The organism is Corynebacterium sp. 122RC1, assembly GCF_024580955.1.
GTDB lineage: Bacteria > Actinomycetota > Actinomycetes > Mycobacteriales > Mycobacteriaceae > Corynebacterium > Corynebacterium kozikiae.
Map to the genome: position 1 here is coordinate 186,896 of NZ_JANIKD010000001.1, position 10,934 is coordinate 197,829.

General features: G+C 62.2%; 11 protein-coding genes. 3 read left to right on the forward strand and 8 right to left on the reverse strand.

The features are described 5' to 3' along the window. Positions 1 to 3 precede the first annotated feature (3 nt). From NQ050_RS00845 to NQ050_RS00860, 4 genes are all read right to left on the reverse strand, one after another. Positions 4 to 390 (reverse strand): zinc ribbon domain-containing protein YjdM, encoded by a 387-nt coding sequence (locus NQ050_RS00845; protein ID WP_257037344.1) that lies wholly within the window; start codon positions 388 to 390, stop codon positions 4 to 6. A 20-nt stretch (positions 391 to 410) separates the two neighbouring features. Beyond that, positions 411 to 554 (reverse strand): hypothetical protein, encoded by a 144-nt coding sequence (locus NQ050_RS00850; RefSeq protein ID WP_257037345.1) that lies wholly within the window; start codon positions 552 to 554, stop codon positions 411 to 413. A gap of 186 nt (positions 555 to 740) precedes the next feature. Further along, positions 741 to 1,724 (reverse strand): zinc-binding alcohol dehydrogenase family protein, encoded by a 984-nt coding sequence (locus NQ050_RS00855; RefSeq protein WP_257037346.1) that lies wholly within the window; start codon positions 1,722 to 1,724, stop codon positions 741 to 743. Positions 1,725 to 1,745: 21 nt separating this feature from the next. After that, positions 1,746 to 2,636: an AsnC family transcriptional regulator gene (locus tag NQ050_RS00860; RefSeq protein WP_257037347.1), complete on the reverse strand. Its 891-nt coding sequence runs from the start codon at positions 2,634 to 2,636 to the stop codon at positions 1,746 to 1,748. A 103-nt stretch (positions 2,637 to 2,739) separates the two neighbouring features. Between NQ050_RS00860 and NQ050_RS00865 the strand changes: the two genes are divergently transcribed. Together NQ050_RS00865 and NQ050_RS00870 are read left to right on the forward strand one after the other, a co-directional pair. Continuing rightward, entirely contained in the window at positions 2,740 to 4,086 is a 1,347-nt protein-coding gene (locus NQ050_RS00865) for an MFS transporter (protein WP_257037348.1), read from the forward strand. Positions 4,087 to 4,107: 21 nt separating this feature from the next. Then, positions 4,108 to 4,338: a hypothetical protein gene (locus NQ050_RS00870; protein ID WP_257037349.1), complete on the forward strand. Its 231-nt coding sequence runs from the start codon at positions 4,108 to 4,110 to the stop codon at positions 4,336 to 4,338. Here the strand turns inward: NQ050_RS00870 and dnaE are convergent. Further along, on the reverse strand, positions 4,335 to 7,895 hold the full coding sequence (dnaE, locus tag NQ050_RS00875; RefSeq protein ID WP_257037350.1) for a DNA polymerase III subunit alpha: 3,561 nt from the start codon (positions 7,893 to 7,895) through the stop codon (positions 4,335 to 4,337). The genes NQ050_RS00870 and dnaE overlap by 4 nt on opposite strands. A gap of 89 nt (positions 7,896 to 7,984) precedes the next feature. Here dnaE and rarD point away from each other — a divergent pair, with 89 nt between their 5' ends. After that, positions 7,985 to 8,860, forward strand: coding sequence for an EamA family transporter RarD (rarD, locus tag NQ050_RS00880; RefSeq protein WP_257037362.1), 876 nt, complete (start codon positions 7,985 to 7,987; stop codon positions 8,858 to 8,860). Here rarD and NQ050_RS00885 read toward each other — a convergent pair. The 3 genes from NQ050_RS00885 to lspA are packed head-to-tail and all read right to left on the reverse strand — an operon-like array spanning position 8,857 to position 10,832. Further along, entirely contained in the window at positions 8,857 to 9,387 is a 531-nt protein-coding gene (locus NQ050_RS00885) for a hypothetical protein (RefSeq protein WP_257037351.1), read from the reverse strand. The genes rarD and NQ050_RS00885 overlap by 4 nt on opposite strands. A gap of 28 nt (positions 9,388 to 9,415) precedes the next feature. After that, complete coding sequence (locus NQ050_RS00890) at positions 9,416 to 10,345, reverse strand: RluA family pseudouridine synthase (protein ID WP_257037352.1); 930 nt, start codon at positions 10,343 to 10,345, stop codon at positions 9,416 to 9,418. Further along, on the reverse strand, positions 10,338 to 10,832 hold the full coding sequence (gene lspA, locus NQ050_RS00895) for a signal peptidase II (protein WP_257037353.1): 495 nt from the start codon (positions 10,830 to 10,832) through the stop codon (positions 10,338 to 10,340). The genes NQ050_RS00890 and lspA overlap by 8 nt, the downstream gene beginning before the upstream one ends. Positions 10,833 to 10,934 lie beyond the last annotated feature (102 nt).

The following is a 10,934-nucleotide window of genomic DNA, read 5'->3' on the forward strand; positions in this document are numbered from 1 at the left end:
CGATCACGCCTTGCGCACCACTGCCGGCTTGAGCTTCATGGCGCCAAAACCATCGATCCGGCAGTCGATGTTGTGGTCTTCTTGTCCAGTACCGGCATCAAAGTTCAAGCGAATATTTCGTACTTTGGTGCCGGCCTTGAGCGGCTGTTGAGCACCCTTGACCTTCACAGTGGTGGTGATGGTGACGGAGTCGCCATCGGCGAGCTCGTTGCCAACGGAGTCCACAATCCGCGGCGCCGTATCCCCAGATGCCCCAGACGCCCCCGCCCCCGTCTCCGCTGCGTCGGCGGAAAACTCGTGGGCACATTCGGGGCACACGATAAGCGGCGGCAACTCGTAGGTGTATTCGCTCCCACATTCAGGGCATGGAGGCAAGAGAGGTTGTGTCATGTTCTACAGAACTTAGCGCATCAATCCCTGCTCGCATGCCTCCCCCACTCAGCGGCTACTGCAGCGAGCGCACACCCGCTCATCCCAATGCCCAGGGCCACCAGGGAAAAGGTGGCATCCAGGCGCATCCCGATGAACACCATCTGGAAAAAGGCCCCGTACATGAGATACTTTCGCGCCGCACACCCGCACCGGTACATCGCAACGGCGAGCACGAAAAACGATGCCCCAACGGCCATGTAGTACCAATCGCTGCCAGTGACCTGCGCCAGCATCCCCAGTTGCAGAGCTAAAAGTGCCCCGATCGTGATGATGTTGAAAACATTTGCACCTCTGCACCGCGGAAGAATCTACTCCCAGCCGCTGATCACAATCTTGCCCACGGTTTGACCCTGCGCGATTTCCTCATGGGCAGCACCAATGTTTGCGGCGTTGATGGGCTGGACAACCTTGGTCAAGGTGTGGCGCAGCTCGCCGGAATCCAACATCGCAGCCACCTTGCGCAACACTTCGCCCTGGTAGGCCACGTCCCAGCCACCGACGGGACGGGAAAACATCGACTCCCAATGCCAGGTAATCGCCTTGGCCTTGAAGGCATTGAGGTCAATGCCATCGGCCTCATCGATGCACACGATCTCCCCGAAAGGCCGCAGGACCTCCAGGAAAAACTCCTGACGCCCAGGGGTTCGGCTGCTGAAGATGTAATCCACCCCCTCGGGCGCAAGGTCCTTCACCTGCTGCACATAGTCCTCATCCTTATAATTCACCACGTGATCCGCGCCGAGTTCACGCAACCAATCCGCACTTTTTTCCCGGGAGGCAAGCGCGATCACGGTGACCCGCGTGAGCTGCTTCGCGAGCTGCACCAAAACCGAACCCACGCCACCCGCGGCACCCACAACAACCAGGGTGCCAGTGGAGTTGGGCTGCAGTTTCAGCTTGCTAAACAACGACTCCCAGGCAGTGAGGCTCGTCAACGGCATCGCGGCGGCCTGCTCCACGCTGAGGCTGTGCGGCTTCGGTGCCACGATCCGCGCATCAACGGCATGGAATCGCTGGTTGCTTCCAGGGCGATCCACCTGCCCCGCGTAGAACACCTCTTGACCCTCCTTAAAGCCCACAACTTGAGAACCAAACTCACGAACGACGCCCACAGCGTCCCAACCCAACACGGACCCAGGGGCGGCAAGGCGGCGGCGCTTGGTGTCAATAGGGTTCATGGAGACTGCTTGGACTTCCACCAACAGATCGTGCGGCCCAAGCTCAGGAACTTCCAGGTCTCCTTCCTGAAAAGGCTCGCCTGGGCCTTGGGAAATGATTGCCGGGTTAATCATCTCGGCTCCTTTGCAATGGGATCAGCGGGTAGGTACGTAGCCTTTCAACGTGGCACCCATCGGGATTATTTCGACTCCAAAAACGCCCAGGTTGGAAAGGGAGTCCACAAATCGGATAAGGCTCAGACCTTCATCATCGCCGAACATAGTGACGTTGGCAACGATGGCAGTGCTGCCCGTGATTGCAGCCACAAACCCGACTTCCGGGGCACTGCGTAAATGTTGGCCGAGGGCCTCAACGCAGCCGGGTGCGACGTTCAGCCACAGGTGGACGTCGTGACCGCTGGAGAATGCGTGCGGGGACACTACTGCCTCGTAATACAGGATGCCCGCCTCCTCGAGCCGCTTCCGGCGCCGAGATACCGTGGCCGCGTCAACGCCCAGATGTTTGGCCAGCGCGACGTTACTGAACCGGCCGTTTTCCGCGAGGAGGTGGAGGAGGTGCTCGTCTTCGGAGTCCAAAGCAACGTCCCGAGCAGGACCGCGCCCGCCGCCCCACAAGTGCAGGAGTTGATGGGTAGTGATGCGCAGGTCAGGCGCGGCAGCCAGCACCTGGCCCAGGGTTTGCGCGTTGCCCACGACGCCGCAAAACACCTCGGTTCGGTCCCTGGACACTCGCACCCACCGGGTTTCCAGCATGTCCACGAGCTGCGGGACGATGGGCACCGTTTGCTCCGGGCCACCGTGGAAGGCACGGAACCGGACGAGCCAGGTGTGCTGCCCGCCAAAGTTTGGTGCGGTGCGCCCGATCACGTGCACAATGTTGTGGCTTTGCATGCGCTGGAAACGCCGCGCAACCGTATTGGCACTCACGCCGAGTTGCTGTGCCCACTGCCCAAAGCTGGCCAACGGGTTCTGCTGGACGCAGGTGAGGAGCTGCTTGTCTAGGGGATCGAAGAGGAAGTGGCGCATGGGACGAGGACCTTACGGAGAAAGCATGCACAAAGGAAGTTTATTTGCAGATTCCATGCATACTTCGTGAAAAGCATGCAATCAGGAACTACTTTAGCGTGGCATGAAAAGCACACAACCCAATGTCTTGATCGCAGTGGCGGCGTTTTCCTGCCTGGTGGTAACGCTCTTGCAGTCACTGGTGGTGCCCGCAATACCGCGCTTTCCGGAAATGCTGGGCACCTCGGCAACAACGGTGTCCTGGCTGGTCACCGCCACACTGTTGGTGGGTGCATCGGCAACCCCGATCGTGGGGCGATTGGCGGACCTGTACTCGCCGAAGCGCCTGCTCATCATCACCATGGGTTTGGTGTTTGTGGGATCGGTGATCGCGCCGATTGGTGGGGTGCCAACGCTGATCTTCGGGCGCGCCTTGCAGGGACTGGGAACCGCAATCGTGCCGGTGGCGATGGCGCAGATGCGGCTCAGCCTGCCGGGGCCGAAGATTCCCGGCGCGTTGGCGCTGCTCAGCGCAACGCTAGGTATTGGCGGCGGGCTGGGGATCCCTATTGGTGGAGTGCTGATGGCCGTGTTCGGGTGGAAATCGATGTTCGTGGTGGCGGCGCTACTTTCCGGCTTGGCCACCGTTGCGCTGTGGTTGGCCGTGCCGCAGAGTACGGAACCAAAGCCAGATGCCAACTTTGACTACCGCGGCGCCACCCTGCTGAGTGCCGGGCTGACCGCCGTGTTGGTGGTGCTCTCCCAGGGATCCTCGTGGGGTTGGGGGCATCCATTGGTCCTTGGCCTGAGCGTGGCGGGTGTGCTGCTGTTCCTGTGGTGGGGCCGCACGGAGCTGCGCAGCGCCTCGCCGCTGGTGGACTTGCAGACCGTGCGGATTCGCCCGATCTTGTTCACCAACATCGCCTCTGTACTGCTAGGCACACTCATGTTCACGAACCTGCTGCTCACCACCCTGGAGCTACAGAACCCGGTGGATGAACGCGGCTTCGCCTGGGGCGCCAGCGCGGCCGGCCTTGCGATGCTCCCGAGTGCCGCCGCGATGTTTGTGGTTGCCCCACTCAGCACGGGGCTGGCCAGGAAGATTGGCCCGGTTCGGCTACTTTCCGTCGGCGCGTTGGTGACCCTGCTCGGCTACCTTATGCGGGTGGCGGTGTACATCAGCCCAGCGTGGGTGATCCTGGCGGCAACGGTGGTGGCGGTGGGCGTCGGCATTTCCTACGCAGCGATGCCAATGGTGATCGTGCAGTTCGCTCCCCGGGAGGAAGCGGGCTCGGCGCAGGCCGTGAACGCACTCATGAGGGCGATCGGCATGGCGCTTTCCAGTGCGATCGTCGCTGCGGTGACCACAACCGTGGCCGCAGAAATCATTACCCTCGGATCCATGGGAATCGTGATGTCCGTGGTCGCCGCTGCCCTGGCTTGGGCGGGGCAGGTCCGGGAACAGCAATGAACGCAATTGCGCGCGGACTGCATGCAGACACCACTAAGGCCACGCACCTTGCCGCCGCGCACCATCGAGCAGGCACAAGGTTTTATTGGGTTCAGCGTGCCTACCTTGCTGCCTGGGGGCGGGTCCTTGTTTGGGGAGGAGCTTGAGCCGGTGTGGGCGGCGCTGAATCAACAGTCTGCAGTGGTGCACATTCATCCGACGGGCCAGGGGTTGTGGGCCGCGCGAGTGCTGGGCCTGGAGCTTCAGGCCTAGCCGAGAATCCCCGCGCCCATGGTGGCTTTGAGATCGCCCATCAGGCTGCCGGTGCGGTTCACTCGGAGGTGCTCGCCCAGGACCATGAGGGAGGATTCCTCGCCCTGGACGATGTTTAGGTACACGTCTGAGTCGCCAGGGTTGGCCAGCAGCACGTCCTTGAGCCGCTTGATGTTGTCCGGGGTGCACTGGTCAGTGCGCATGGTCAGCCGCAGCGGGAGGCCTGCGCCGTTGCCGGGGCCGAGGTCGGCAACGCGGAGGTCGTCACAGAACACGCTCATGCGGTCATCGCGGATAGAGATGTGCGCCTTGGCCAAGATGATGTTGTCTTCCACGATCTGCGGCGCAACGATGGAATAAATCTTGTTAAACACCAGTAGCTCCACCTGCGCACCGTGGTGATCTTCGATGGTCACGATCGCCCACGGGGAGCCGTCTCGCTTGGAGTACCGACGATCCACGCTGGAAATAATGCCGCCGATCTTTACCTCGGCCTCATGGCGCAGCTCGCCGGACAAGATCTTGGTGAGCGGGGTGTCCGTTTGCGCCTCCAGGGCGTGCTCGAAACCGTCCAGGGGGTGCGCCGAAACATACAAACCGAGCATTTCGCGCTCCAGGGCCAGCTTCTGCTTGGGCTCCCACTCTTGATCTGGAACCTGCACGGCAAAGACGTTTTCAACTTCAGCGCCGGCCTCGCCCAGGGAGGCAAAGAGGTCAAACTGCCCCTTATCCGCAGCCTTCTTGGTGGAAATCACCGAATCCACGGCCTCCTCGTGGACCAGGAACAGGCCCTTGCGCGGGTGGCCGAGGGAATCGAAGGCACCTGCCTTGATGAGTGATTCCGTCACGCGCTTGTTGCAGGCAGTGGTCTCAATCTTGTCCAGGTAGTCGGAGAAGTCTCGGAACGTTCCCTTTTCCTCGCGGGTCTTCACGATCGACGCCACTACGTCCTCACCCACGTTGCGCACCGCACCCAGGCCAAAACGGATGTCCTCGCCCACCGGCAGGAAGTTAAACGCGGACTCGTTCACATCCGGGGAGAGCACGGAGATGCCCAAGTGACGGCAATCGGAGAGGTAGATGGCAGACTTGTCCTTCTTGTCACTCACCGATGTCAACAGCGCCGCCATGTACTCAGCGGTGTAGTTGGCCTTCAGGTAGGCGGTCCAGTAGGACACCAGGCCATAACCGGCGGCGTGGGACTTATTGAACGCGTAGGAGGCGAAGGGCTCGATGGTGCCCCACAGCGCATCCACCGCCTCCTTGGAGTACCCGTTTGAGAACATGCCCTCGGAGAACTTCTTGTACTCCTTGGCCAACACTTCCGGTTTCTTCTTACCCATGGCTTTACGGAAGCCATCGGCCTCACCGGCGGTGTAGTTGGCCAGCTTGCGGGAGATCTCCATGATCTGCTCTTGGTACACGATCAGGCCGTAGGTCTCTGCCAGGATTTCCTGCAACGGCTCTTCCAACTCGGGGTGAATCGGCTCAATTGGCTTACGGCCGTTCTTACGATCGGCGTAGTCCCAGTGGGCGTTCACACCCATCGGGCCTGGGCGGTACAGAGCCAGGGACGCCACGATGTCATTGAACCCAGTGGGCTGCATGCGTTTGAGCAGTTCCTGCATGCCACCGGAGTCAAGCTGGAACACGCCCAAGGTTTCACCGCGGGACAGCAGCTCGTACACAGCGCGGTTGTCTGTGTCCAAGGCCTCAAGGTCTACGTCTTCGCCGCGGTTGATCTTGATGTTCTCCAGGGCGTCGCCGATCACCGTGAGGTTGCGCAGCCCAAGGAAGTCCATCTTCAGCAGACCAATGGCCTCACAGGCGGGATACGGCCAGCCAGTGATGATGGCGCCGTCGTTAGCGCGCTTCCACATGGGGATGCAATCCATGAGCGGCTCGGAGGCCATGATCACCGCGCAGGCGTGCACGCCGGCCTGGCGCACCACACCTTCCAAACCGCGCGCAGTCTCGTAGATACTGCGGACATCGGGGTCCGTCTCGATCAGCGAGCGCACCTCCCCCGCCTCGCTGTAGCGCGGGTGCTCAGGATCAGTGATGCCGGAAAGCGGAATGTCCTTGGCCATGATCGCAGGGGGAAGCACCTTGGTGATGCGGTCCGCCATTTGGAAGCCCTCTTGGCCGAACTGCACGCGCGCGGAGTCTTTCAGCGCCTGCTTGGTTTTCACCGTACCGAAGGTGATCACCTGCGCAACCTTGTCTTCGCCCCAACGTTCGGAGGCGTAGCGAATCATCTCGCCGCGGCGGCGATCGTCAAAGTCAATATCGATATCCGGGGCACTAGGGCGCTCTGGGTTCAAGAACCTCTCAAACAGGAGGCCGTGCTCAATGGGGTCGATGTTGGTGATGGTCAGCGCGTAGGCCACCAGGGCACCAGCAGCCGAGCCACGGCCGGGGCCCACGCGGATACCGATGGAACGGGCGTGCTTGATGATCTCTGCAACGATGAGGAAGTAGGAAGGGTAGCCCTTCATGTCGATCACATTGATCTCAAACTCCGCGCGGTCAATGTACTCCTGGGGCACGGGCGCGGAGCCGAAACGCTCCTGGAGGCCCTCCATCACCTGGTGGCGCAGCCAGGACGTAGGTGTGTGGCCCTCGGGGACGTCGGCAACGGGCATACGGTCGTGGGGGTGCTCCGCCCACACCTCGGAGTAGTCCTGCACGCGCTCGGCTACCCAGAGGGTGTTGTCGCAGCCGTCGGGAACGGTGCTGTCCCACAGCTCGCGCATCTGCTCGGCGGTCTTGATGTAGTAGCCGGTGCCGTCAAATTTGAAGCGATCCGGATCGTGCAGCGTCTTGCCAGTCTGTACGCACAGCATTGCCTCATGGTCCTGGGCTTGGGATTCCAGGACGTAATGGCAGTCATTGGTCACGAGCGGCGGAAGGTCCAGCTTGCGGCCAATCTCCAGCAATTCGGAGCGCACGCGGTTCTCGATCTCCAGGCCGTGGTCCATGAGCTCGAGGAAGTAGTTGTCTTTGCCGTAGATGTCCTGCCACATCGCGGCGGCTTCCAGAGCCTCGTTGAACTGGCCCAGGCGCAGGCGGGTTTGCACGTCGCCGGAGGGGCAGCCGGTGGTGGCGATGATGCCGGTGGCGTGCTCCGCGATGAGCTCCGCGTCCATGCGTGGCCATTTGCCCAACTGGCCCTCGTAGGAGGCGTAGGAGGAGAGCTTGAAGAGGTTGCGCAGGCCAGTGGCGTTTTCCGCGAGCATAGTTTGGTGCAGGTAGGCACCGGATGCGGAGACGTCGTCCGCCTTCTGGTGGGGTTCGCCCCACCGGACGCGATCCATGTTGAAGCGGGAGCCGGGTGAAATGTAGGCCTCAATGCCGATGATCGGTTTCACACCGGCGGCTTTCATTGCGTGATAGAAGGCGTCCGAGCCGTACATGTTGCCGTGGTCCGTCATGCCCACCGCGGGCATGCCCTGCCGGGAAACTTCCTCAGCCAGAAGGTCCACCTTTGCCATGCCGTCCAACATTGAATATTCCGTGTGGTTGTGCAGGTGAACAAAGGAGGATTTTTTCGCCATGATTGAAGATCATAGAGCACCTGTCAAACCCCCAACAGAGGGCCCCAACTGAATGCACCGTGGCGTGGGTGGAGCGCTATCATCATGTGGTGTTCTATGGCATCTCGGCATACCTTTTATGGGGATTGTTCCCCGCCTACTTCCCCCTGCTGCGCCCCGCGGCGCCGGTGGAAATTATCGCGCACCGCATCCTGTGGACGGCAGTGTTCATGGCGATCGTGCTCACCGTGAGCAAAAGCTGGCGCGAGCTGCGCGGGGTGAGTGCGGCAACCTGGGCGAAGGTGGCGGCGGCCTCCCTGTTGATCACCGCCAACTGGCTGCTCTATGTGATTGCCGTGAACTCCGGCCATGTTGCCGACGCCGCCCTGGGCTACTTCATCAACCCCCTGGTCAACGTGTTGCTCGGGGTGGTCTTCCTGGCCGAGCGACTCCGGCGCCTGCAGACCATCTCCGTGTTGGTGGCGGCGGTGGCGGTGTTGCTACTCACCGTTGTGGGTGGCCAACCCCCGATCATCGGCCTGGGCCTGGCGCTGAGCTTTGGGCTGTACGGCCTGGTGAAAAAGGGCATCCCGCTGCCCGCCACGGCTTCACTTGCCGCGGAAACTCTGGTGCTCGCCCCCGTGGCCCTGGGCTACATCCTTTACCTCGAGCTCGCCCCCACACAAGCAGGCACGTTCCTCAGCGAGGGCCCCGGCCATGCCGCGTTGCTCATCTGCGCGGGCCTGGTCACCGCCATCCCGCTGCTGCTGTTCGGCACCGCCACCAAACTCATCCCGCTGTCCACCATCGGCATGCTGCAATACGTCACCCCCACCATCCAGATGATCTGGGCGGTCTTCGTGATGCAAGAACACCTCGAGCCAATCCGCTGGGTGGGCTTCATCATCATCTGGATCTCGGTGGGTATCTTCCTCACCGACATCGCACACCACCACCGCCTCACCCACCGCCGCAAGCCGATCTAGCGAGCCGCGACTGGCCGCACCCCGAAGCGCCCCCAGGCGGCGTCGGAAGGCAGTACCTCTACCGCGAGCACTTGGGGGCTTTGCGACGCGGCCACGAGCTGCACTCCCCCGGCGTGTGCGAGCGCGGCACGGATGCGCTCCTGGCCCACGGCGCGACGGATGACGTCGGCGCGGGTTTCCGCCCCCGTGGGCTCCGGCAGCGGCACGACGAGCTGGGAGTGTTCGGAGATCACGGCGTTCACCCTCGGGAGCTGAGCGGTGATGCGTTCGACGTCGCTGGCGGGAATCGGCTCGGTGAAGGTGATCAGCGAGAAGGCTGGGGCCGCTGAAGGATCGGCAGCGGCAATCGCGAGGCTTTCCTCGGCGCGGGCCTGGTATTCCTCCAGTGTTTCACCGCTTTCCATACCTAGCACATCGCCGTTGGGCGGCATGGGTTTGCTCGTGCGATCAGACCCCATAGCGAACACGAACACCGCCACGAGCGCCGCGAGGCTCAGCACTGCCACCACCACTCGGGTTCGATCCACCGAATCCCAACGCTGCGCGAAACCCAAGCTAGCCCTCCGCGCGCAGCACATCGAGCGCATGCTGCAGATCGTCTGGATAGGGCGCGCTGATCTCCATCCAGCGGCCATCCGCCGGGTGGTGGAAGCCCAAGGTCACCGCGTGCAACCACTGGCGGATCAGGCCCAGCTTAGCGCTGAGCGCTGGGGTGGAGCCGTACATCGGATCGCCGCAGCAGGGGTGGTGCAGCGCAGACATGTGCACTCGGATCTGGTGGGTGCGCCCCGTCTCCAGGTGCACCTCCAGCAGCGAGGCCTCCCGGAACGCCTCAAGCGTCTCATAGTGGGTCACGGCGTGCTTACCGTCGCTTGTCACCGCAAAGCGCCAACCGGCGCTGGGATGCCGGCCAATGGGGGCGTCGATAGTGCCCTTGATCGGATCCATGTGCCCCTCCACGAGCGCATGATAGGTCTTTTCCACCGTGCGCTCCTTGAACGCCCGCTTCAGCACGGAATAGCCACGCTCGGAAGCGGCGACCACCATCACCCCAGACGTACCGACGTCCAGCCGTTGCACAATACCCTTGCGCTCCGGCGGGCCGGACGTGGATATGCGGAAACCTGCGGCGGCGAGCCCACCAACCACAGTCGGGCCCTCCCAGCCCAAGGTCGGGTGCGCTGCAACGCCCACGGGTTTGTGGATGGCAATGAGGTCTTCGTCGGAATACAGCACCTCCATCCCCTCCACCAGCTCCTCCTTGGGAACCAGATCCTGCTTCGGGTCGGGCAGCGTCACCTCCAGCCAAGCACCGGAGGAAAGCCGATCAGACTTCCCCACCCGGGCGCCCTCAATCTGGACGTCCCCGGCCTCAGCGAGCTCCGCGGCCATGGTTCGCGAAATCCCCAGCAACTTGGAAAGCGCGGCATCCACCCGCATGCCCTCCAGGCCCTCCGGGACCGGCAATTGACGATGCTCAGGCATGGCGCACCTCCCCTTTCTGCTTGCGCTCCTTCAGGAAATCACTCACCACAAATAGCGCTACACCGCAGGTAATCGCGATGTCTGCAATATTGAAAATGGCGAACCCCCGCAGCCACAAAAAATCCACCACATGGCCATGATAAAAACCAGGCTCACGCACCAAACGGTCAATCAAGTTCCCCGCCGCCCCACCGGCGATCATCCCCAGTGCCACCACCTGCGGGGTGTAGCTCACCTTCCGGGAAAACCACAGCGCCGCGATCACCGCCACGAGCTGGATCGTGGTGAACAACCAGGTAGAGCCCTCCCCAAAAGAAAACGCTGCGCCGGGGTTGAAGGTCAGGCGAAACTGCAGCAAACTGCCGATGAACTCTCGGGCCTGCCCGTCGGCCAACACCCGCAGCGCAATCGCCTTGGAGGCTTGATCCACGGCGGCCAGCACCACGATCATCGCCGCCACCACACTGAAGCTCCTGTTCACACTCACCCCACCATCATTCCAAAAAGCCACAACCTCCCGCCAACCGCTGAGGATTTCCAGAGGGTATATGCTGTTGAGCGTGTTTAGGCAATCCAACTCCCCCCGCCC